The organism is Candidatus Pelagibacter sp. PS_28 (assembly GCF_059417885.1).
This window is the reverse complement of the sequence record NZ_CM182070.1, coordinates 716,561-738,841: the sequence shown is the minus strand read 5'-3', so window position 1 is coordinate 738,841 and position 22,281 is coordinate 716,561. Positions and strand designations below refer to the sequence as shown.

Sequence of the window (22,281 nt, the reverse complement as noted above, 5' to 3'; positions counted from 1 at the left end):
TTAAACAATACTTTAATTGTAAGTGATACGCTTACAAGAAGTATCATTAATTATTTAAAAAATTAAAATAAAGAAACGTATTTCAAGCTTGTTTAAGTTTTAAAAAAATCTTATCATTAAACACAAATAATAATAAAACATCATGATAAAATTTTCAACGTCACCTTTTTTGTATAAGATCAATTATTTAATTAAACATAATGCTAATATTTTTATAATTTTAGCTTTTTTAAAATTTCAAATAACAAAAATATTTTTTAATCAGTTTAGAGCAAAAGAAAAAAGAAAAAATAAGATGTCGATTAAAGACAAGCGAATAACACACGATTTTTTTTCTATGAATTCTTATGATTGGAAAAAAAATTTAAAAGAATACTTAAGTAAAGATACTAAATACTTAGAGATAGGTTCATTTGAAGGTATTAGTGCGTATTTTATTCACAAATATTTAAAACCCAAAAAGATTTACTGTGTAGACACTTGGAAAGGTAGTAATGAGCACGGACCAGAAACAATCTTTACAACTGTTGAATCAAATTTTGATAATAATTTAAAAGATATTAAAAATTTAATTAAGTACAAAAGTACTTCTGATGATTTTTTTTCAAATAATAAATTAATATTTGATATTGTTTATATAGATGGTCTTCATAAACATTACCAAGTTAAAAAAGATTTAATTAATGCTCTTAAATTTTTAGACAGAGATGGAATTATTATTTGTGATGATTACTTTTGGAATCTTGATGCTGATAAGAAAGACATACCAATAGGAGCAATTAATGAAATTGTAAATGAAAATAATCTCAAAATTGTTGCTGTAACAGTTAACCAGATTTTTTTGAAGAAAAGTTTTAAAAAAAATTAAAATTAATTATTGAATTATTGCTTTAGCTGAACCTAGTTGATCAACTTTTCCAGTATAAAGACCTTTACCTAAGATTGGAACAACACCAACAGTCGATCCTGTAAATACATAAAAATCTTTATCAAGAGTGACTTTATCTTTTTTTAATTCATTCAAAACAAATCTAAGTGAGTTTAATGGGTTTATATAAACGGTATTTGTATTTCCATTAACGCTTTGTCCAATTTTTTTATTAGCAATATTTGTCTTTAAATTTCCAATATTAATTTTTTTATATTTTTTCTTTTGCCCAATTAAAAACTTAACATTAGCGCCAAAATCACTACATAAATCTCCAAAACTAGTAATGCCTTTTTTCTTTTGTCTGTAACCAATAACCTCAATACAAGCTGCCATATGAGAAATATGTTTTGTTATATTTTTCGTAGTAATTGATCCTTTTGATGAGAAAAAGTTTTTCTTAATTAGGTAACAAACCTCAAGCTCTATACCTAAAGTTGATTTATTAATTTTTACTTTTTTTCCACTTTTTATAAAATTCTTTTTAAAGATTGCAGCATAGAAAGGTTTTTTTTCTTTAAGTTTTTTCATGACAGGTATACCTGTCCCTGCAGCTTTGAATCCTATTATTGGATCTTTAACTTTACTCTCGCATAATTTTCTTAGCTTTTGAGCTTCACTTAATGTTTTTGTAAATTTTATTGGAAGTGGTGCAATTATTTTATTGTTAACAAATGCATTAACTAATTTATCTGCTGTTTTTTCTAATATGGTTTTTTTCATTATTGAATGTTTAATATAGTTGCAGGATCTAGTCTAGTACCAAACCAATTAAGTCTTACATCAAGATGAGGTCCTGTTGATCTACCAGAGGAACCAACTGTAGCAATGATATCTCCTTTTTTAACATGGTCACCTACATTTACAAAAATTTCATCCATATGCATGTAAAGAGTTGAAACACCATGACCATGGTCAAATATTAAAGTTGCTCCAGTATAAAATAAGTCCTTTTCAGCTAGAGTAACAACACCGTTATTCATTGCTTTAACTGGAGTACCTTTTTTTTGAGCAAAATCTAAACCATAATGAGGCCATTTGGGTATGCCATTTAAAATTCTTTGACTACCATAAACACCAGTAATTATTGCATCATCAACTGGGATAATAAACTTTTCTTTAAAAAACTGTAAGTCACTTTCAATTTCTCTTGCATCAGCTATTAATTTGTTTTCCTTTTTTATTCTTGCATAAAATTCTTCAGGTGGTGTAACTTTTTTTTTAGGTAAGCCTTCAATTTTTTGAATATTATATTTTCTTTTTTTAATTTTTTTTATAATTTTGTTATTATTTTCAGTAATTGTAATGTCAAATTTTCTATCTTTTTCAATTCCAAATGCAAAATAACCATCTTTTGTGACTTTAACTTTTTTTTTATCTACAAAAATTGATGACCCAGGCTCAGTTTTTCCAATAATGTAATGTCCTTGAATGAATTTTCCCTGAAACTCTACTGCAAAAGATTGAGTTGAAAAAAATAACGCTACTAATGAAAGTAATCTATATATTACTTTGCTGTCCATCCACCGTCTACTAGGATTGATGTGGCTGTAATCATCGATGAAGCAGATGAAGCTAAAAAACAAACGCTTGTTGCAACATCACTTTCTGTTGCCAATTTTCCCATAGGAATATTCCCTAAAGCTAGTTTTTTAAACTCTTTATTTTTAAAAAATCTTTTAACCATTGGTGTTGCTACAAAAGTAGGGGCCACTGTATTTACTCTAATATTGTTTTTTGCAAGCTCAACACCCATACCCTTAGTCAAACCTTCAATACCAAATTTTGTCATGTTATAAACATTTCTACCAGACATTCCAACATGACCAAGTTGAGATGACATATTAATAATAGATCCACCTCTTTTTTTATTCTTTAACATTTTTTTAACAACTAATTGAGCAACATTAAAAGCAGCTTTAAGGTTTAAATCTACTAAGTAGTTCATACTTTCTTGTTTAATTTTTTCAAAAGGTTCTGGAATATTTGTCCCAGCATTATTAACCAAAATATCTATAATCTTAATCTTATCTAGTTTTTCTTTAAGATCTTCATAATTCATTACATTACAATTAACTTTGATAACTTTACCTTTTATCTTCTTTATTTCTTTTTCAAGTTTATCAAGATCTGATTGAGTTCTACTTAAAGCAATGATTGTAGCTCCAGCTTCAGCTAGAGCAATTGAGCAGGCTCTTCCCAATCCTTTACCAGCACCTGTAACTAATGCATATTTGTTTTTAAGATTTATTTTTTGTAAGTACATTTAAATAAATAACTTTAAATCAGTATAAATTAATTCGATAGCAACAACCAGTATAGCAATTAAACCAATCCATGCTATCCATTTATACTCATTAATCCATCTTGAAATTACAGTAGCAGCTGTTGCCATAAGAATTATTGATAAAGCTAAACCAAATATTAATAATACATAATGATCACCAGCAGCACCAGCTACACCTAAAACATTGTCCAAGCTCATCGTAAAATCAGCAAGTAAAACTGTCCATATAGCTTTCATAAAGCTTGAATTATCTACTTTAATATCTTCATCACCTGACTGACCTTTGATTACATCTGTGTAGAGTTTGTAGACTATATAAAGAAGAAGTAATCCTCCTATTAATCTTAATCCTGTTATTTGTAATAAATAAGCAGTTAACATGGTTAAGATAATTCTTAAAATTACTGCACCACCTATCCCCCAAAAAATTACTTTTTTTCTTTGTTCGGGTGGAAATTTAGAGGCAACCATTCCAATAATAATGGCATTATCACCAGCTAATACTAAATCGATAAATATAATTTGGCCTAAAATTATAAGTTGTTCAGGCCCGAATAATTCTGCAAACATCAGCTGCTTAGTATCATATCAGCACCTTTTTCTGCAATCATTATTGTGGGTGCGTTAGTGTTTCCAGAGGTGATATTGGGCATTATTGATGCATCTATTACTCTTAAATTTTTAATTCCATGAACTTTTAGTTGATCATCAACAACGGCCATATCATCTTGACCCATTTTACATGTTCCAACAGGATGAAAAATAGTTTGAGCATAATCTGCTGCTGCTTTTAAAATATCTTCATTTTCTGTTAAATGAATTCCAGGTCGGTATTCTTCTGGGCTAAATTTTTTAAATGTCTCAGATTCTAAAACAATTTTTCTTGTTAATTTAAGACCAGCTGCTGCAATTTTTCTATCTTCATCTGTCGACAAATAATTCATTTTTATTTTTGCGTAAGTTCGTGAGTCTTTATCTGTTATACTAATATGACCTCTACTAGTTGGTCTAATTTGTGAAACTGTTGGAGTAAAACCATGAAAATCATGGTTTTTGGTAGCTCCCAATGTATCCATACTCATTGGCTGAACATGCCATTGTAAATCAGGCAGCTCTAATGAAGGATCACTTTTTGCAAACATACACATCTGACTTGCACCCATAGTCATTGGCCCACTTCTATTAAAGATATATTCTAATCCAATTAACAAGTTACCAAATAAACTATTAATTTTTTTATTAAGAGATTTTATATTTTGTATTTTATATATTGGTCTAAACATTAAATGGTCTTGTAAATTTTCACCAACACCCTTTAATTCATGCACCATTTCAATTCCTAGTTCCTTTAATTTATTTGAATTTCCAACTCCAGATACTTGTAATAATTGTGGAGAACCAATTGCTCCTGAAGATAAGATAATTTCTTTATTTACACTTACAGTGAATATTTCATTTTCAATCCAATACTCAACTTCTTTAGCAACTTTGTTTTCAAAATTAATCTTTTTAACGTGAGCTTTTGTAATTATTTTTAAATTAGGTCTTTTCTTAGCTGGGTTTAAATAACCAACAGCAGTACTACATCTAAAGCCATCCTTTTCTGTTACTTGAAAATAACCACAGCCATGATTGTCTCCTGTATTAAAATCTTTAGTTTTTGGAATTCCAAATTCCTCAGCCGCTTTTTGAAACTCATTTAATAAAGGCAATTGTATTCGTTGATCAGAAACAGACAAAGGACCTCCTACACCATGAAATTCACTTTCTCCTCGTTCTTGATTTTCAGCTTTGATGAAATAAGGTAACACATCTTCCCAACTCCAGCCTTTATTTCCTAGCTGTCTCCAAACATCGTAGTCTCTGTGTTGACCCCTAACGTAAAGCAGACCATTTATTGATGAGCTACCTCCAAGAGTTTTTCCTCTAGGATACCTTATGGACCTATTGTTCATAGTTTCATCTGGCTCTGTATTATAACACCAATCAACATTAGGGTTATGCATAGTTTTGAAATATCCTACTGGTATATGAATCCATGGGTAATTATCTTTGCCACCTGCTTCAATTAAAAGAACTTTGTTTTTTGGACTTTCAGACAGTCTATTTGCAAGAACACAACCTGCTGATCCAGCTCCTAAAATAATATAATCAAAATTTTCCATCAATTTAGAATGTTTATAATAGTAAAAATTAAAATTCTAGTATTACCAATGCTTATAATTAGTATTTTATTAATATTAAGACTTGTTTTAATTTTTTATTTTTGAAAAGGTGGTTTTTTTATAAAAAAACACAACAAGAGGAAATATAAATATGAAAAAAATCATATCTTTGTTTGTTGGATCGCTTCTACTTACTGTAATGACAGTAACGGGTGCATCTGCACAAACTCTTAAGTGTCAAACAGTAATTAGTTCAAAAGCTGATGAAGTGGTAATGTTGAAAGACTTCACTGATACAGTAACAGAATTAACTGGTGGATCGCTTAAGTTCGAAATTATGCCAGCTGGATCTGTAGTGGGTGTAAAAGAAACTTTAGATGCAGTTGATAAAGGATTAATCGATTGTGGTTTTGCTTGGACTCACTATTGGTCAGGCGATCACCCAGCAGCTATGTTATTTGGTTCGCCAGTAGCAGGTGCAGGTGTTGGTATCGATAACATCGCTTTTTTATCTTGGTTCCAATATGGTGGTGGTAAAGAACTTTACGACCAACTATGGTCTGAGATGGGAAGAGACATCAAAGGATTTATGTTACAACCGGTAGGACCTGAAGCTTTAGGTTGGTTCAAAGAGCCAATTAATAGCATGGCCGACTTTAGAAAGTACAAGTTCAGAACTCCTCCGGGAATTCCTGGCCAAACTTATAAAGACATTGGTGTAGCTTCTGTTGCAATGGGTGGTGGAGATATTTTACCAGCACTTGAAGCAGGAACAATTGATGCTGCTGAATGGTGTTGTCCTAAGCCAGACATGACATTCGGTTTCCAGAAAGTTCTAAAACATTACTATCTACAAGGTCTTCACCAAGTAGTAGTAAATGCTGATTTCTACATTACAGGATCTAAGTATAAAAAGATGTCTGCTTTAGAGAAAAAAGCTTTAGAAGTTGCTGCGAATGCATCTCTATCAAAATCTATGAGTTACAGAATATATGAAAACGGAAAAGCTCTTGCTGAGTTGACTGGAAAACACGGTGTGATTTTACATGATACTCCAGCAGATTATTTCCCAGCATATATGGCTGCTGCAAAAGCAAGTCTAGAAAAAAATGCTAATGAGAACAAATTCTTTAAAGAAGTTTGGGACTCTCAAAAAGCGTTTGCTGATATTGCAGTTCCTTTCTGGTCTGGATCTCAAATGTCTAATGCTAAGCTAGGAATGGCTCACGCAGCTACTTTAAAGTAGTATTTAGATAAAAAATAAATATAACTAGAGCGGATTTTACGATCCGCTTTAGTTTTTTTTTAAATATTTATGCCAAGAAACCACAAATCTAAAAAACCTCTTAAATCTATAAAGCCTATGAAACTAGACATTTCAGATGAAATGATTGCTGAAAGAAGAGGTGGTTCAGGTAAAATGCCAAGAAATATGCCTAAGTGGATGGCATTAGCAATTACAAAAATTGATTTATTTAATAAATGGGTTGGCAACACAGTTTGCTGGATTACTATACCGTTAATATTTGCAATGGTTTATGAAGTTTTAGCCAGAAAACTTTTCAATGCACCCACTATGTGGGCTTATGACATGAGTAGATTTATGTATGGAGCCTTATTTATGTTGGGAGCTGGTTATGCGCTTTCAAAAGGTGTTCATATTAGAGCAGACTTTTTATACAGAAATTTTAAAACCAAAAACCAAGGAAGAATAGATTTTTGGCTTTACCTAATATTTTATTTTCCAGGACTAAGTGTATTTCTTTATATGTCAACTGGCTTTCTTCAAGAGTCTATCATGAGAGGTGAAAAGGGTATGGACACAGCATGGATGCCTTATATGTGGCCAATTAAAGCTTGTTTGTTTGTCGGAATTATTCTTTTGATTGTTCAAGGGATATCGGAATTATTTAAAAGTTATTGGGCAGCTACTAAAGGTAAGTGGCCTGGAGAGGAGAAATAATGTTAGCTGAATTTATGGATCCTGCTTTATTAGGATTTATTCTTATAGGAGTAATGCTTTTTTCAATTTTTGTAGGATTTCCAATTTCATTTACCTTAATTTTCTTGGGTTTTGTATTTGGTTATTTAGGATTTGGTAAATTAGTATTCTATTTAATGACCTTGCAGTTTTCTATGGTCATGACAGAGCAAACACTTGCTGCAGTTCCCCTCTTTGTCTTTATGGGAATTATGATGGAGCAAGCTGGATTAATGGAAAGATTATTCTCAGCTTTCCAACTTATGTTAGCTAAGGTAAGGGGCTCACTTTATTATGCTGTGCTTTTCGTTTCTGTAGTTTTTGCTGCAGCAACTGGAATTGTTGGTGCATCAGTTACCATCCTTGGGATTATGGCTGCAAAATCAATGAATAAATCAGGATACAATGTAAGATTAGCAGCTGGAACTATTACTGCTGGTGGTACGCTTGGAATTTTAATCCCACCTAGCATTATGCTTGTTGTGATGGGTCCAATAATGGAAATTCCTGTAACAGATTTGTTTGCTGCAGCAATAATACCAGGTGTATTGCTTGCAACTCTTTATGCGGCATACACAACAATTAGATGTTGGATAGATCCAAGTTTAGGACCTGTATTACCAAAAGAATTAAGAGCAACAAGTATGAAAGAAGTTTGGGTTGAATTTTTCTTAGGATTAGTTCCACCTGCAGCATTAGTGTTTGCTGCTCTTGGAAGTATCTTGTTTGGATTTGCAACACCAACAGAGGCTGCTGGGTGCGGAGCTATGGGATCTTTACTTTTAGCTTTAGCTTATAGAAAATTAACTTTCAAAAAATTACAAGACTCTCTCGTTAAAACATTAGAAATAGCAGCATTAATTATGGTTTTAGTCGCTGCATCTAACTTCTTTGGAGCTGTATTTTCAAGACTTGGAACACCCATGCTTCTTACAGAATTTTTACTTGGTCTAGAGATGAACAGATACTTAATTCTTGCAATGATTATGGTTATAATTTTTCTTTTAGGTTGGCCTCTAGAATGGGTACCAATCGTAATGATAATAGTTCCAATCATATTGCCTTTAGTAGAAGCGCTTGGTTTTAATTTAACTTGGTTTGCAATACTTGTTGCAGTTAATCTCCAGACAGCCTGGCTCTCACCACCAGTCGCCTTATCAGCATATTTTCTTAAAGGTGTTGTTCCAGAGTGGGATCTTAAAGATATTTACTACGGCATGATGCAATTTATGGTAATTCAAATTATAGGATTGATTTTAATAATAATCTTCCCACAAATAGCTTTATGGCTACCAACCTATCTATATGGACAGTAGAACTTATTAGTTTATTATAGTTTTAGTGAATCAGATCAAATCAAAAAATACTCTAATTAACTGGGAATTAGTTGCAGTTAATCCAAATGAAAAAAATTGGAATTGGAAAGATCTTTTTTATTTTTGGGCAAATAATATCCAAAGTTTGATTGCTTTTTCTTTAATTGCCTCACTTTATTTAGTTTATGAATTAAATGTTTTTGTAGTTTTAACTGGAAGTTTAATTGCTTCAATATTTGTTTATTTCTTTGCAAATTTAATTGGTAAACCATCTCAAAAATATGGACTTCCTTTTCCGGTAATTTTAAGAACCTCGATTGGAATAAAAGGAGCTAAATATTTTGCTCTATTAAGAGGATTGGTTGGAATTTTCATGTTTGGAATTCAAACATATTTTTTATCAAAACTTTTTAGCTACTTAATTAGAATAACCTTATATTCTATTGATAATTCACTTTTAGATCAGGATATTTTTTTAGTATTTGTTTTTGGTTTAAATTTAATTGATTGGATAGCATTTGTTTTTGCAATTTTATTACAAGCTTTTTTATTTAGTAAAAGCCATCAGTTTAATAGACTTATAATAAAAGTTTCTGCGATTACCGTTTATTCAGGAATGCTTATATTTTTTTTAACAGTTTTTCTTTATGATGTTAAGGTTACTTCTGCTGCATTTGTTGATATTTTTTTGATACAAAATATTTTAAATAGTAGCAATGTTGCTCCATTGATTACTGTGGCAGCAACTTTATTTGCTTATTTTTCAGTAGTTATAGTCAACTACGGTGACTTTAGTAGATATGTAAAAAATGAGAGTGAATTAAAAAAAGGAAACTTAAGCTTAATATTAAATTTGATAATTTTTTCTTTCTTTGCAGTTTTTATAGTCATTGGATCAGATATTTTTCTAAACAAAAATTTAGAACTCATGGAAAGAATTTTAACAAATCCTACAGATATCATTGGTAAAATTGACAATTCTCAGTTAACTGTGATTGTCTTATTTTTTATTGTTTTTGCATCTGCATCAACAAATTTAATAGCAAATTATGTTCCAGCTCAAAATTCATTACTGAATTTTTTTCCTCAATCTCTTGATTTAAAAAAATCTGCTATTGTTATTACGATTATTGGTTTTATTGTTGGTATGCTTTGGTTGCCATTATTAAGTCAGATTGGAATATTAGCATTTGTGGATACCCTTGGTTCTTTTTTTGGTCCATTGTTTGGTGTTATGGTTGTTGATTATTATTTATTAAAAAAAACTAACTTAAATAACAATGAGATTTTTTCTTTAAACGAGAAGGGCATGTATTTTTATTCTAATGGCTGGCATTTAAAAGCTATCTATTCATTAGTCTTAGGTTTTATTTTTGCGGCCTCAACTATCTGGAATGAAAGTTTAATGAGCTTCCATTCTTATTCTTGGATCATTGGAGCATTTGTATCATCTTTGACTTATTATCTTTTAGCTAGTAAATAAACCAATGCATCAGTTTGATTTAAATAATAGAACAGCAATTATCACAGGTGGAGCCCAAGGGTTTGGTCTTGATATAGCAAAAAGATTTTTAAGCTCAGGTGTTAAAACTATTATTTGGGATATAGATGAAAATGAACTTAAAAAAGCCACTCAAGAACTAAACAACCCAAATCTGTCTTATAAAGTTGTTGATGTTTCCAATTATAAAAATGTTAAAGAAACTGTAGATGAAATAACAAAATCTATGAACATTGATATTTTAATTAATAATGCTGGTATTACAGGTTCGACATCCTCTCTATGGGATTATGATGTTGATGAGTGGAATAAAATAGTACAAATTAATTTAATGGGGACTTTTAATTGTTGCAAGTGTGTTGTGCCCAATATGATTAAAAATAATTATGGTAGAATCATCAATGTTGCATCTGTAGCTGGCAAGGATGGTAACGCTAATGCTAGTGCCTACAGTTCAGCTAAAGCGGGAGCTATTGGTTTAACTAAATCATTAGGTAAAGAACTGGCTGATAAAAATATAGCTGTAAACGCTGTTACCCCAGCTGGTGCAAAAACAAGAATTCTTGATCAAATGTCAAAAGAACATGTTGCCAGAATGCTTTCTAAGGTTCCTAGAGGTAGATTTTTAGAGATAGAAGAGTTTACTTCATTAATTTGTTGGCTAGCTTCAGAAGAAAACTCATTTTCAACAGCAGCTGTTTTTGATATTAGTGGTGGTCGTTCTACTTACTAATTAGCACTTTAGAATCAACATTAAGAGACTTACTTTCTTTAGAAATAACTGGTGCCAGTAGAATTATGGACCAATATATTAATAAAACAAATATAGAAATTAATTTCATTCTATTTATATAGTATCCAATATTGATAATTTAATGCTTAAAGTGTGTTCAAATATTGTTTTAAAATTAAATTTAGATATACCCTCAGACTGATGAAATTTTTTTTAATATTATTAGGATATTTATTTTTAATAACAAAACCTTTGTTAGCTGAAAATGTTTACGTTTTTGATTTTACTAACGATGAGCTAAATACATTAAAAGTTAAAAAAGTTAAAGGAGAGACCAGCTGGGCTGTTGGGTCTAACGAAAATGGTAACTTTATAAGAGCAGAGGCTGAAGGTGTTGGGTCAGGCTTGGGAAAAGAAATTAGAATTGATCTTAATAAAACTCCTATTATTAATATTACATGGAAAGTTGAGAAAGATTTATCTGGAATTATTGAAAATAGTAAAAAAGGGCACGATTATGCTGCTAGAGTTTTTGTAATAAAAAAAACAGGTTCTACACCATTATCTAACAGGGCAATTAATTATGTTTTTTCAAGTAATAATGATGTTGGAAAATATTGGCCAAGTCCATATACAAAAAAATCTATTGATTATGTTCTCTCAACTACAAAAAATAACAAAAATACATGGGTTACTGTTAAAGCAAATGTGCAAAAAGATTTTAAGAAACTTCATGAAATTGATGTTACAGAAATTTCAGGTATAGCTATAATGACTGACACTGATAATTCGAAATTAAAAGGTATCTCTTATTATCAAGATATTTATTTTTCAGCTGAATAAGATTATTTAAATACTTTTTTAAGACCAATACTTAAAAAAGATAAAAGTACTGCAACAATTACATCTTCAATGGGTGCAGCATTAGGGACCAAATAATTCCAAGCAATTACACCTAAAAGCCAAATAATATAAACTTTCATTGTTATATTATATCTTAGTTTGATGCTAAAAATATTTATTTTTGATAGTATAAATTCATGCACGAAAATTTTTTTCACAATATAAAGGTTTATTATGAGGACACTGATGCAGGTGGTGTTGTTTATTATGCAAACTATTTGAAGTTTCTTGAAAGAGCAAGAACAGAGGCATTGTTTACAATCGGATTTAATAATAAAAAAATTAAAGAAGATTATGGAGCCTTAATTGTTGTTAAATCTTGTAACATTGAGTACAAAAAACCCTCCTATCTTGAAGACGAGTTAAAAATTAGATCCTTTGTTAAATCTATTACAAAAACTTCTTTTTTTATGTCACAATTTATTTCTAGAGATGACGAATTAATTGTTGAGGCAAAAGTACATTTAGTTTTTGTAGATAAAAATGGAAAACCTATAAAAGTTCCAGAGGACATTTTTAAAGTTTTTAAACCTTATTTTTGCGATAGTATAAAAATTAAATAATTTTCTTAGCCTTCTTTAACAAGCTTACCATTTTTTGTGTATTAATTATTTTTCTATTAACATTTCTTGGACTAGGGTGATAACTAGGAATTAGAATTTTATTATCAGGTAATAAATATTTTACACCGTGTATGAAGATTAGTTTTTTATCAAAATGATAATTTTTTTTATAAAATTCTATACAATTATCAAACGAAACTTTACCTAACGCTATAATAACTTTTAAATTTTTTAATAAGATCAATTCATTTTTAAAAAATGTTGAACAGTTGGATAATTCATTTTTTATAGGTTTATCTTCTGGAGGGACACATTTAAGAATATTTGTAATATAGGTTTTATTTAATTTTAAACCATCATCAATATGCGTAGAAGTTGATATATTCGATATGTTAGCTTTAAATAAACATTTAAAAAGAAAATCTCCAGATTTATCTCCAGTGAACGCTCTGCCTGTTCTAGTACCCCCGTGAGCTGCAGGCGCCAGACCTACTATTAATAGTTTAGCGTTAATATCACCAAATCCTGTAACTGGTTTAGCCCAATAAGTTTCCTTTATATTTTGTTTTCTTTTTTCTATAGAAATTTTTTTACTAAACGCAATTAACCTAGGACAACTTTTACATTTAACTATTGAATTATTTAATTTTTTGAATTTTATATCCATATATGAATCTTATAAAATTTTTTTTATTAATACTTTTATCTTTCAATATTTCAGTAAAAGCAAATTCAAATGATGAAATACAAAGTTTGTTAAAAGAAGGTAAAAAATTAATATTTATAAGACATGCAATTGCACCAGGTGGAGGTGATCCATTAGATTTTGATATATTAAAATGTGAAACCCAACGAAATTTAAGCATAGAGGGTATTGAACAATCTAAAAGTATTGGGAAGTTTTTTTCACAAAATAATATTAAGATCGATAAGGTGTTATCCAGTGAGTGGTGTAGATGTAAACATACAGCTCAACATGCTTTTGATAAATATGAAACAAAAAGTTTTTTAAATTCATTTTTTAGTGCAAAATTTGCAAGTAATAAAAATAAACAAATTTATGATTTAAAAAAATATATTAATGAATGGAACGGTGATAACAATTTAGTATTAGTAACACATTATGTAACAATTCAAGAAGTGCTAAATATTACAACTTCTTCTGGAGAGATAATCATTTCAGACAAAAATTTTAATGTTCTTGCTCGACAAAATTTTTAAAAAATATAAACTAATAAAATGTCATCTAAAAAAGCTATGAAGTTAGCTCAAAAACAAGCTTATGCTAAACATAGAAGCAATATAACTAATACTAGGTTTGGTTCAAAAAAAATAAACTTTACAAGTAAAGTAAATAAGAAAAGTAAAAAATCTTAACTTTCTTTTACGAAAACTTCCACTTTATCACATGTTGAAATTTTTGAGATACCTTGTTCTCCATTTATGACTGTTTTGATTTTAATTAATGGTTTATTTTTTTCAAAAACTAGTTGGGTATAAAATTGTGGGTAACCAATTTTGTCTGTTAGTATTAAGCTCTCATCTTCATAGATAAATCTTTCAATTAAATTTTCTTGTTTAACACTAAGATCAGTAGATTTATATTTTTTAAAAGTTTTACTGTCATAAATATAATTTCTCTTCATTAAAGACTTTTCTAAATCTAAAATATATTCATTTTTAATAAAACCATCTTTTAAATTCTTACAGCCTGTTAAATGCATAATTTCAGATAAAGCAAATGTCTGGAAGCTTACTAATAAGATTGAAAATATACCAAAAAAAATTATTTTTTTACTTTTTTTCATGTTTGTCAGCATAAAAAAGTGCAATTAATAAAATTGCTGTCCAAATTATCCCTATAAAAGCTTTGGGTCCAGTTTCTGCACTCCATATATTTAAAACCAACGCTCCAAAGATTAACCCCGCAACATAAATTAATATAGCTAAAGTAGATTTACTCATTATTTAAATTCTTTTTATAAAGTGAAATTCCATTTTCAATCTTATGACCATAAGATTCTTTAAAACTCTCTAATTGCCAGCCACTCAGACGTGTTTGAATGATTGTTAAGTTTGATTTTTTCCATTCTTCTGTAGTTTCTTGCATTTTCCACATTTTTTTTTCCTCATTATTTCTTGCACATCCATAACAATATCCTGTTTGAGGATCTGTTTTACATATACTTATACATGGAGAAATAATCATTTTTTTTAAATTACTAGTAAATATAATTGATTATTAATATATTTCATTATTATTGTCATTGGACAAATAGAAACTATCCTATATAAAGCCACAAGAATTGTGGGCGAATGGCGGAATTGGTAGACGCGCTGGTCTTAGGAACCAGTATCGCAAGATGTGAAGGTTCGAGTCCTTTTTCGCCTACCAACAAGCTTAAAAAATTATGAAAGTTACAGTAGAAAATAAAAAAGGTTTAAATAAAGACATTAAAGTTTTCATAGATAAAGAAACTATGAATTCTTATATGGATGAAAAATATGAAGAAATTAAAAAGACTGTTAACTTAAAAGGTTTTAGACCTGGCAAGGTGCCTAAAGAAGTTTTAAAAAGACAATTTGGCCAAGCAATTTTTAGTGAAGTGCTAGATAAAGTTCTTAAAGATACATCAGTTAAGGCTTTAGAAGATAATAAAATTAAGCCAGCTGGACAACCAAAGCTCGATCTTAAAACCTATGGTGAAGATAAAGATTTAGAATATGTAATGTCGATAACAGAACTTCCAAAGGTAGAGTTAAAGTCTGTTGAAAATATTAAATTTGATGAATATTCAGTTAAAATTGACACAAACGAAACAGATAAAAGAATTAAAGAAATAGCCAAAAGTCAGAACAATTTTAAAGAAGTTGCAGCAGATGTTAAAGCAGTAGAGAAAAATTTAGTTATTTTTGACTACAAAGCAACGATTGATGGAAAAGATTTTACTGGTGGTGAAGGAAAAAATACTCAATTAATTCTAGGTAAGGACTTATTTATTAAAGGCTTTGATAAGCAGCTTATCGGCGTTAAAAAAAATGATGAAAAATCTGTTGACGTTACTCTGCCTGAAAATTATCCACAAAAAGAATACGCAAATAAGAAAGCTAATTTTATTTGTAAAATTACAGAAGTAAAAAAATCAGAGGAAGTAAAAATAGATGATGTTTTTGCTAAAAACTTAGGTGCAAAAGATCTTGCTGATTTAAAAGTATTAGTTAGTAAACAAATTAATGATGAATATAAAAATTCTCTAGATAAATTGACAAAAACTCAAATCTTAAAAGAAATTGAAAATTTTAAAGTGGATGAAATTCCGGAAAACTTAATTGAAGAAGAAGTTAAGATTTTATCTCAAGGTATGACTGAAGAAGATTCTAAAAAAAGTAGAAAAAATTTTGAGGAAATCGCTAAAAAAAGAATTAAAGTTGGGTTGATATTAAATGAATTCGGTGAACAAAATAAAATCAAAGTAACCGAACAAGAAGTTCAAGCTGAAGTTCAAAAACAACTTAGAATGATGCCTGGCCAAGAAAAGATGGTTATGGAATTTTATCAAAAAAATCCATCAGCATTAGCTAGCTTAAGAGGAACCGTGTATGAAGAAAAAATTATCGATTTAATTAAAACTAAAGCAAAACCATCTAAAAAAGAAATTAGCAAAGAAGAAGCAGAAAAAATTTTAAAGGAACATCAAAAACAAGATCATAATCATGAACATGACCACAATCATGACCACGATCATCCTGAGGAAAAAAAAGCTTCAAAATCTACTAAAATTGAAAAAAAACCAAAACCCTCAGCATCTAAAAAACCTTCAACAAAAAAAGTTAGTAAAAAGTAATCACAAGTTGTATAAGTAAGAGAATCAACTTATGACAACAAATTTATTAGATCAAATGAATACTCTTGTACCTATGGTTGTTGAACAATCAAATAAAGGTGAGAGAGCTTATGATATTTATTCAAGACTTCTCAAAGAGAGAATTATTTTTTTGGTAGGACCAATAAATGATAACGTAGCATCTTTAGTTACAGCTCAACTTTTGTTTTTAGAGTCTGAGGATCCAAAAAAAGAAATCAATTTATATATCAATAGTCCTGGAGGACTAGTGACAGCAGGTCTTGGAATTTATGATACTATGCAATACATTAAACCAGATGTTTCAACATTATGTATTGGTCAAGCTGCATCAATGGGTTCATTTTTATTAGCTGCAGGTAAAAAAGGTAAAAGATTTTCTTTGCCAAATTCTAGAATTATGGTTCACCAACCTTCTGCTGGTTTTCAAGGACAAGCTACAGATATTGAAATTCATGCTAACGAAGTTTTAGCCTTGAAAAAAAGACTTAATGAGATTTATTCAAAACATACTGGAAAATCTGTTGATGATGTGAAGAAAGCACTAGAACGTGATAACTTTATGACTCCAGATACCGCAAAAGAGTTTGGTTTGATAGATGAAGTAGTTGAAAATAGATCTTAATACACAACATCTTGACACCCCATTAAACTGACACTTGATTAGTATGAGTCTTCTATATTAAAGTAACTTTACTGATTCGTTTATAAATTATATGACAACAAATAATAAAAATATTCTTTATTGTTCTTTTTGTGGAAAGAGCCAACATGAAGTTAGAAAACTTATTGCAGGTCCAACTGTATTTATATGTGATGAATGCGTTGAACTATGCATGGATATCATCAAAGAAGAAAGTAAAGACACATTTGTTAAACATCAAGATGGGTTACCACCGCCTAAAGAAATTTGTGCTGTATTAGATGATTATGTTATTGGGCAGCCTCACGCAAAAAAAGTTTTATCAGTTGCTGTTCATAATCATTATAAGAGACTTAATTATGAGACTAAAACCAGCAAAACAGTTGAACTTTCAAAATCAAATATTCTTTTAGTTGGTCCAACTGGTTGTGGAAAAACTTTATTAGCTCAAACTCTAGCAAGAATCCTTGACGTTCCTTTCACAATGGCAGATGCAACCACTTTAACAGAAGCAGGTTATGTTGGTGAAGATGTTGAAAATATAATTTTAAAATTATTACAAGCTGCTGATTACAACGTTGAAAAAGCACAACGTGGAATTGTATACATCGATGAAGTTGATAAGATTAGCAGAAAATCAGAAAACCCTTCTATAACTAGAGACGTGTCTGGAGAAGGTGTACAACAAGCTCTATTAAAAATTATGGAAGGGACAGTGGCGAGCGTTCCACCTCAAGGTGGCAGAAAGCATCCACAACAAGAATTTTTACAAGTAGACACAACAAATATTTTGTTTATTTGTGGTGGAGCATTCGCTGGCTTAGATAAAATAATATCTCAAAGAGATAAAGGTACATCAATAGGATTTGGTGCAAATGTAAAAAAAACAGATGATAAAAAAACAGGTGAGTGGATGAAAACTTTAGAACCTGAAGATTTGTTAAAGTATGGCTTAATCCCAGAATTTATTGGAAGACTTCCAATGATAGCTACATTAGAAGATCTTGATGAAAAATCTCTAGTTAAAATACTACAAGAACCAAAAAACTCGCTAATTAAACAATACCAAGAATTATTTAAATTAGATGGAGCTAAGTTAAGTTTTAAAGAAAATGCGATCAAAGAGATTGCACAAAAAGCAATTAATAAGAAAACTGGGGCTAGAGGCCTTAGATCAATCTTAGAAAATATTTTATTAAAAACAATGTACGATCTTCCAAGTCAAGACAATGTGGAGGAAGTTATTGTAGACGCTAGTGCGGCCAAAGGACTATCTCAACCAATCATAGTTCATTCAAAAAATAGTAGCAAAACAAAGACTGACAAAACTTCTGCTGCCTAATTTCACGTTAATAAGTAATAAATACCTATTGCAATATCATATTTAATATCCATATTTAGATGATGGATGTAAAAATTGAACGACCTTTATTACCGTTAAGAGATATTGTTGTATTTCCAAATATGGTAGTCCCATTATTTGTTGGCAGAGATAAATCTATTGCCGCTTTAAATGAAGTTATGAAAAAGGATAAAAAAATTGTTCTAGTTACTCAAAAAAATTCAGAAATAGATGACCCTAAAAAAACTGATGTTTTCATGTATGGTTGTGAAGGTAATATCCTTCAGTTATTAAAATTACCAGACGGTACAGTAAAAGTTTTAGTAGAAGGAAGTAAAAGAGTAAAAATTTTAGATTTTAAAGATAATGAGAAATTTATTATTTGTGAATATGCTCATCACCATGATGTAGTAACTAAAGATGAAGACTTAATACCAATAGCAATGACTGCTGTAAGAAGATTAGAAAAACTAACTTCAATTAATAAAAAAGTATCAAGTGAAACAATTAATAATATTAAAAAGTTAACTAATGCATCACACATCGCTGATAATATTGCATCTCACCTAACAGCTACAATTTCAGAGAAGCAACAAATATTTGAAACTATAGATGTTAAGAAAAGACTTAATTCTATAATTAAAATAATGGAGAATGAAACCAGTATTATTGGAGTTGAAAAAAGAATTAGAGGAAGAGTTAAAACTCAAATGGAGAAAACTCAAAGAGAATATTATTTAAATGAACAACTTAAAGCTATTCAAAAGGAATTGGGTGAAATCGAAGATGGAAAAGATGAAACTTCAAGTTTGAATAAATTAATTATTAAAGCAAAAATGCCAAAAGATGTTGAGAAGAAATGTATGGCTGAGCTTAAAAAATTAAAAAATATGAGCCCAATGTCTGCTGAGGCTACTGTTATCAGAAATTATCTTGATTGGATGACAGATCTTCCTTGGTATAAAAAAAGCCAAGTTGATATTGATCTGAAAAAAGCACTTGCAGTTCTTGATGCAGATCATTTTGGTTTAGAAAAAGTTAAAGAGAGAATTATTGAATTTTTAGCAGTCCAAAAAAGAATGGAAAAGATTAAAGGTCCAATTTTATGTTTAGTTGGTCCTCCAGGTGTTGGTAAAACATCATTAGGAAAATCAATTGCAAAAGCTACTAACAGAGAATTTGTAAGAGTTTCTGTAGGTGGTATGAGAGATGAAGCGGAAATAAGAGGACATAGAAGAACTTATATAGGCTCTTTACCTGGTAAAATTATTCAAATGATGAAAAAAGCAGGTACAAAAAATCCACTTATTCTTCTTGATGAAATAGATAAAATTGGAAATGATTATAGAGGAGATCCATCTTCTGCTTTGTTAGAAGCATTAGATCCAGAACAAAACACAACATTTAATGATCATTATCTAGAAGTTGATTATGATTTATCTGACGTCATGTTTGTTACTACAGCTAACACTTTGAATATTTTACCACCGTTATTAGATAGAATGGAAGTCATTAGATTAGCTGGTTATACAGAAGATGAAAAAATTAATATTGCAAATAAGTATCTACTACCCAAACAAGTTAAAGATAATGGAGTTAAAGAAAATGAAATGACTTTATCTGAGGATATAATTAAAGAAATTATCCAAAGCTATACAAAAGAGTCTGGTGTAAGAAACCTAGAAAGAGAAATTTCAAAAGTAGCCAGAAAAGTTGTTAAGAAAGTAGTTTCTGGAGAAGAGAAAGAAGTTAAAATTGATTTAAAAAATTTACCAGACTATTTAGGAATTCAAAAATTTAAATTTGGTGAACTTGAAAGTAAAGATAAAATCGGTGTTGTTACTGGTTTAGCTTGGACTGAATACGGTGGGGAAATTCTTAAAATTGAAACTGTTATAATGCCAGGAAAAGGCAGAATGCAAATTACAGGAAAATTAGGTGAGGTTATGCAAGAATCTATCAAAGCTGCAAAATCTTTTATTAGATCAAAAAGTTTAGATTATGGAATCATTCCTCCTTTATTTGAAAAAAAGGATTTTCATATTCATGTTCCAGAAGGAGCTACTCCTAAAGATGGACCCTCAGCAGGTATTGGTATGGTCACTTCAATAGTTTCTGCAATCACAAATAACCCTGTCAGAAGAGATGTTGCAATGACAGGCGAGGTAACATTAACAGGTCAAGTATTGCCAATTGGTGGATTAAAAGAAAAACTATTAGCAGCACACAGAGCTGGGATAAAACAAGTTATAATTCCGAAGGAAAATGAAAAAGATCTTGTTGATATGCCTAAGAAAATTATTGATGATATAAAAATTACTCCTGTTGAGCATGCTGACGAAGTATTAAAAATAGCTTTAACAAAAGAATTAAAAAGAGTTGAGTGGGTCGAGGTTGAGAAAATTTCTCAATCTAATGATAAATCTCAAGCCAGTATTCAATAATTACCAATTTACATTATCTATTCCTTGATGTAATAGTAGCGCTTGTTTTGGGCGGTTAGCTCAGTTGGTAGAGCATCTCGTTTACACCGAGGGGGCCATAGGTTAGAGTCCTATATTACCCACCAATAACAATAACTGATTACTTTTATGCAGATGCTAATGAAGATGGTTATATAGATATAGTTATAAGGTTTAAAAATGTTGTTAATAAAAAAAAGTAATTAATTAATAAAAACCAACTCAATATACAAACTTGTAAAATACAATTTAACAAGTATCATTTAAGCATGAAAAAGGTGATGTACTTCTCGATTGCATGTGTTTTGATATTTTTATTTTCTTTTTCTTATGGATATTTAGTTTCTAGAAATAAAATATTCCCATTCTCTACTTTAAAAGATTTATTTGGTACAAAGACAGGGAGTTATATTATGATTGAAAAAGCAAAAAAAAAGAGTTGGTATAAAAAAATGAATATAGAAGAAGCTAATAAAGTAATTATCATAAATAAATATAATAATGGCTACTATATTTTTAATAATAGGAGATACACAGATAATTCAAATAATATTGAGCTTAATGAAAAAACTTTAATCCAAATAGCACGTCATAGATCAGATGATTTAAAAATTATGTTAAGAGAAGGTGTGTTTATTTATAGAGTGCTATGTGATGCTAATAATAATGAACAATACATAGATTGGTTAGATGCAGGCTACACTGTCGAAATAAATGGACTTTCCTGTGTACATAAAAAAGTAATAAAAAAATATTTTACCAATGGAGTTTTGTCAGTCAAGGCTGGAGGGCCAATATCTGCGGACCCAATATTCGTAGATAAAGGTAAATCAAATAATGTGGTAGTATATATTGAAAAATAGCTTATAATTTAATATTTAATCAAATTTATTATGGATTTATCTAGTTTAAAAATTTTAGCAACACAGAATATCACCATAAACTTACAAAATTTCGTCATTAGTTTATTAATTTCAATATTTTTAAGTTTTTTGGTTCAGCAGTTTTATAAAAGATTTTCTTCAACACTGTCTAATAAAGAAGAGTTTTCTAAGAATTTTCTAATTCTTGCGGCTACAACTACAATTATCATAACCATTATAAAATCTTCACTGGCACTTTCCTTAGGTTTAGTTGGTGCCCTATCTATTGTACGTTTTAGAGCAGCAATAAAAGAGCCTGAGGAATTAATTTATCTTTTTTTAATTATATCTATTGGGATTGCATGTGGAGCAGGACAGTTTCAAGTCATAATAATTGGCATAATTATCATCTTAATCTTAATATTTTTACGTTCTAAATATACGAGTAAGATTAAAATAAAAGATTTAGACAAATTAAGTTTGTCAATAATTTGCAATTTTAATGCAAATGAGAAGGAAATAGAAAATTTAAAAAATTTACTACTAAAAAAATCAGATTTTATAAAATTAATATCATTAGTTAAGTCTGATAGTAGCACAACTTTAAATTTTCAAATTAAAATAAAAAATTTTCAAGCATTAAATACCGTTGTTAACTCTATACAAAAAAAGAATGTAAAAGTTGTAGTTGCGCAAAGTGATATTATTGCAATTTAATCATATTTTACAAA

Annotated in this window: 26 protein-coding genes and 2 tRNA genes; 18 read left to right on the top strand and 10 right to left on the bottom strand. The window is 29.6% G+C overall.

Annotation, left to right across the window (positions count from 1 at the left end):
* The first annotated feature begins 142 nt into the window (after nucleotides 1-142).
* Complete coding sequence (locus tag AC5SMR_RS04035; protein WP_494576183.1) at nucleotides 143-868, top strand: class I SAM-dependent methyltransferase; 726 nt, start codon at nucleotides 143-145, stop codon at nucleotides 866-868.
* A 6-nt stretch (nucleotides 869-874) separates the two neighbouring features.
* On the opposite strand, the gene AC5SMR_RS04030 is transcribed toward AC5SMR_RS04035, so the two are convergent.
* The 5 genes from AC5SMR_RS04030 to AC5SMR_RS04010 are packed head-to-tail and all read right to left on the bottom strand — an operon-like array spanning nucleotide 875 to nucleotide 5,380.
* Complete coding sequence (locus tag AC5SMR_RS04030) at nucleotides 875-1,651, bottom strand: fumarylacetoacetate hydrolase (protein WP_494576181.1); 777 nt, start codon at nucleotides 1,649-1,651, stop codon at nucleotides 875-877.
* Nucleotides 1,651-2,451: a M23 family metallopeptidase gene (locus tag AC5SMR_RS04025; protein ID WP_018414037.1), complete on the bottom strand. Its 801-nt coding sequence runs from the start codon at nucleotides 2,449-2,451 to the stop codon at nucleotides 1,651-1,653. The genes AC5SMR_RS04030 and AC5SMR_RS04025 overlap by 1 nt, the downstream gene beginning before the upstream one ends.
* Nucleotides 2,436-3,194 (bottom strand): SDR family NAD(P)-dependent oxidoreductase, encoded by a 759-nt coding sequence (locus AC5SMR_RS04020; protein WP_271766318.1) that lies wholly within the window; start codon nucleotides 3,192-3,194, stop codon nucleotides 2,436-2,438. The genes AC5SMR_RS04025 and AC5SMR_RS04020 overlap by 16 nt, the downstream gene beginning before the upstream one ends.
* Nucleotides 3,195-3,785: a TerC family protein gene (locus AC5SMR_RS04015; protein ID WP_011281998.1), complete on the bottom strand. Its 591-nt coding sequence runs from the start codon at nucleotides 3,783-3,785 to the stop codon at nucleotides 3,195-3,197.
* Nucleotides 3,785-5,380: a GMC family oxidoreductase gene (locus AC5SMR_RS04010; protein ID WP_494576178.1), complete on the bottom strand. Its 1,596-nt coding sequence runs from the start codon at nucleotides 5,378-5,380 to the stop codon at nucleotides 3,785-3,787. Before AC5SMR_RS04010 ends, AC5SMR_RS04015 begins: the two co-directional genes overlap by 1 nt.
* Nucleotides 5,381-5,531: 151 nt before the next feature.
* Here AC5SMR_RS04010 and AC5SMR_RS04005 point away from each other — a divergent pair, with 151 nt between their 5' ends.
* The 6 genes from AC5SMR_RS04005 to AC5SMR_RS03980 all read left to right on the top strand — a co-directional run bounded on the left by AC5SMR_RS04005 (nucleotide 5,532) and on the right by AC5SMR_RS03980 (nucleotide 11,754).
* Complete coding sequence (locus tag AC5SMR_RS04005; protein WP_018414041.1) at nucleotides 5,532-6,626, top strand: TRAP transporter substrate-binding protein; 1,095 nt, start codon at nucleotides 5,532-5,534, stop codon at nucleotides 6,624-6,626.
* A gap of 69 nt (nucleotides 6,627-6,695) precedes the next feature.
* Nucleotides 6,696-7,343, top strand: a complete 648-nt coding sequence (locus AC5SMR_RS04000; RefSeq protein ID WP_034391601.1) for a TRAP transporter small permease subunit — start codon at nucleotides 6,696-6,698, stop codon at nucleotides 7,341-7,343.
* Entirely contained in the window at nucleotides 7,343-8,677 is a 1,335-nt protein-coding gene (locus tag AC5SMR_RS03995) for a TRAP transporter large permease (protein ID WP_018414043.1), read from the top strand. The genes AC5SMR_RS04000 and AC5SMR_RS03995 overlap by 1 nt, the downstream gene beginning before the upstream one ends.
* A gap of 25 nt (nucleotides 8,678-8,702) precedes the next feature.
* Nucleotides 8,703-10,160, top strand: coding sequence for a cytosine permease (locus tag AC5SMR_RS03990; RefSeq protein ID WP_494576176.1), 1,458 nt, complete (start codon nucleotides 8,703-8,705; stop codon nucleotides 10,158-10,160).
* Nucleotides 10,161-10,164: 4 nt separating this feature from the next.
* Nucleotides 10,165-10,911 carry an SDR family NAD(P)-dependent oxidoreductase gene (locus tag AC5SMR_RS03985; protein WP_494576174.1) on the top strand — a complete coding sequence of 249 codons (747 nt, stop codon included), beginning with the start codon at nucleotides 10,165-10,167 and terminating at the stop codon, nucleotides 10,909-10,911.
* Nucleotides 10,912-11,112: 201 nt separating this feature from the next.
* On the top strand, nucleotides 11,113-11,754 hold the full coding sequence (locus AC5SMR_RS03980) for a DUF3047 domain-containing protein (RefSeq protein WP_494576172.1): 642 nt from the start codon (nucleotides 11,113-11,115) through the stop codon (nucleotides 11,752-11,754).
* A gap of 2 nt (nucleotides 11,755-11,756) precedes the next feature.
* Here AC5SMR_RS03980 and AC5SMR_RS03975 read toward each other — a convergent pair whose 3' ends face one another.
* Nucleotides 11,757-11,894, bottom strand: a complete 138-nt coding sequence (locus tag AC5SMR_RS03975; protein ID WP_006997047.1) for a hypothetical protein — start codon at nucleotides 11,892-11,894, stop codon at nucleotides 11,757-11,759.
* Nucleotides 11,895-11,951: 57 nt separating this feature from the next.
* On the opposite strand from AC5SMR_RS03975, the gene AC5SMR_RS03970 reads away from it, so the two are divergent.
* Nucleotides 11,952-12,377: a YbgC/FadM family acyl-CoA thioesterase gene (locus tag AC5SMR_RS03970; protein WP_018414049.1), complete on the top strand. Its 426-nt coding sequence runs from the start codon at nucleotides 11,952-11,954 to the stop codon at nucleotides 12,375-12,377.
* On the opposite strand, the gene AC5SMR_RS03965 is transcribed toward AC5SMR_RS03970, so the two are convergent.
* Nucleotides 12,370-13,044, bottom strand: coding sequence for a uracil-DNA glycosylase (locus AC5SMR_RS03965; protein WP_271627201.1), 675 nt, complete (start codon nucleotides 13,042-13,044; stop codon nucleotides 12,370-12,372). The genes AC5SMR_RS03970 and AC5SMR_RS03965 overlap by 8 nt on opposite strands.
* 2 nt (nucleotides 13,045-13,046) lie before the next feature.
* Here AC5SMR_RS03965 and AC5SMR_RS03960 point away from each other — a divergent pair, with 2 nt between their 5' ends.
* Both AC5SMR_RS03960 and AC5SMR_RS03955 read left to right on the top strand, forming a co-directional pair.
* The gene (locus tag AC5SMR_RS03960; protein WP_494576170.1) at nucleotides 13,047-13,598 is read left to right on the top strand and encodes a histidine phosphatase family protein; all 552 of its coding nucleotides are present in this window, start codon (nucleotides 13,047-13,049) and stop codon (nucleotides 13,596-13,598) included.
* 18 nt (nucleotides 13,599-13,616) lie between these two features.
* Nucleotides 13,617-13,754 carry a hypothetical protein gene (locus AC5SMR_RS03955; protein ID WP_020169337.1) on the top strand — a complete coding sequence of 46 codons (138 nt, stop codon included), beginning with the start codon at nucleotides 13,617-13,619 and terminating at the stop codon, nucleotides 13,752-13,754.
* On the opposite strand, the gene AC5SMR_RS03950 is transcribed toward AC5SMR_RS03955, so the two are convergent.
* From AC5SMR_RS03950 to AC5SMR_RS03940, 3 genes are read right to left on the bottom strand one after another with little or no spacing between them, the layout of a single operon-like run.
* Nucleotides 13,751-14,185, bottom strand: a complete 435-nt coding sequence (locus tag AC5SMR_RS03950) for a hypothetical protein (protein ID WP_494576168.1) — start codon at nucleotides 14,183-14,185, stop codon at nucleotides 13,751-13,753. The two genes, AC5SMR_RS03955 and AC5SMR_RS03950, sit on opposite strands and share 4 nt — an antisense overlap.
* Complete coding sequence (locus AC5SMR_RS03945) at nucleotides 14,172-14,342, bottom strand: hypothetical protein (protein ID WP_006997042.1); 171 nt, start codon at nucleotides 14,340-14,342, stop codon at nucleotides 14,172-14,174. The genes AC5SMR_RS03950 and AC5SMR_RS03945 overlap by 14 nt, the downstream gene beginning before the upstream one ends.
* The gene (locus tag AC5SMR_RS03940) at nucleotides 14,335-14,586 is read right to left on the bottom strand and encodes a DUF1289 domain-containing protein (RefSeq protein ID WP_020169339.1); all 252 of its coding nucleotides are present in this window, start codon (nucleotides 14,584-14,586) and stop codon (nucleotides 14,335-14,337) included. The genes AC5SMR_RS03945 and AC5SMR_RS03940 overlap by 8 nt, the downstream gene beginning before the upstream one ends.
* Nucleotides 14,587-14,687: 101 nt before the next feature.
* Here AC5SMR_RS03940 and AC5SMR_RS03935 point away from each other — a divergent pair.
* The 8 genes from AC5SMR_RS03935 to AC5SMR_RS03900 all read left to right on the top strand — a co-directional run bounded on the left by AC5SMR_RS03935 (nucleotide 14,688) and on the right by AC5SMR_RS03900 (nucleotide 22,267).
* Nucleotides 14,688-14,772: transfer RNA gene (locus tag AC5SMR_RS03935), tRNA-Leu, on the top strand.
* Between the two features lie 16 nt (nucleotides 14,773-14,788).
* Nucleotides 14,789-16,222: a trigger factor gene (tig, locus tag AC5SMR_RS03930; protein WP_494576165.1), complete on the top strand. Its 1,434-nt coding sequence runs from the start codon at nucleotides 14,789-14,791 to the stop codon at nucleotides 16,220-16,222.
* 31 nt (nucleotides 16,223-16,253) lie between these two features.
* On the top strand, nucleotides 16,254-16,865 hold the full coding sequence (gene clpP, locus AC5SMR_RS03925; RefSeq protein WP_006997039.1) for an ATP-dependent Clp endopeptidase proteolytic subunit ClpP: 612 nt from the start codon (nucleotides 16,254-16,256) through the stop codon (nucleotides 16,863-16,865).
* A gap of 91 nt (nucleotides 16,866-16,956) precedes the next feature.
* Nucleotides 16,957-18,225 (top strand): ATP-dependent Clp protease ATP-binding subunit ClpX, encoded by a 1,269-nt coding sequence (gene clpX / locus AC5SMR_RS03920; RefSeq protein ID WP_006997038.1) that lies wholly within the window; start codon nucleotides 16,957-16,959, stop codon nucleotides 18,223-18,225.
* Between the two features lie 59 nt (nucleotides 18,226-18,284).
* Nucleotides 18,285-20,669: an endopeptidase La gene (gene lon / locus AC5SMR_RS03915; RefSeq protein WP_494576163.1), complete on the top strand. Its 2,385-nt coding sequence runs from the start codon at nucleotides 18,285-18,287 to the stop codon at nucleotides 20,667-20,669.
* 49 nt (nucleotides 20,670-20,718) lie between these two features.
* Nucleotides 20,719-20,794 (top strand) — tRNA-Val (locus AC5SMR_RS03910).
* Between the two features lie 162 nt (nucleotides 20,795-20,956).
* Nucleotides 20,957-21,550, top strand: a complete 594-nt coding sequence (locus AC5SMR_RS03905) for a hypothetical protein (RefSeq protein WP_494576161.1) — start codon at nucleotides 20,957-20,959, stop codon at nucleotides 21,548-21,550.
* Between the two features lie 30 nt (nucleotides 21,551-21,580).
* On the top strand, nucleotides 21,581-22,267 hold the full coding sequence (locus AC5SMR_RS03900; protein ID WP_494576159.1) for a DUF4956 domain-containing protein: 687 nt from the start codon (nucleotides 21,581-21,583) through the stop codon (nucleotides 22,265-22,267).
* Nucleotides 22,268-22,281 lie beyond the last annotated feature (14 nt).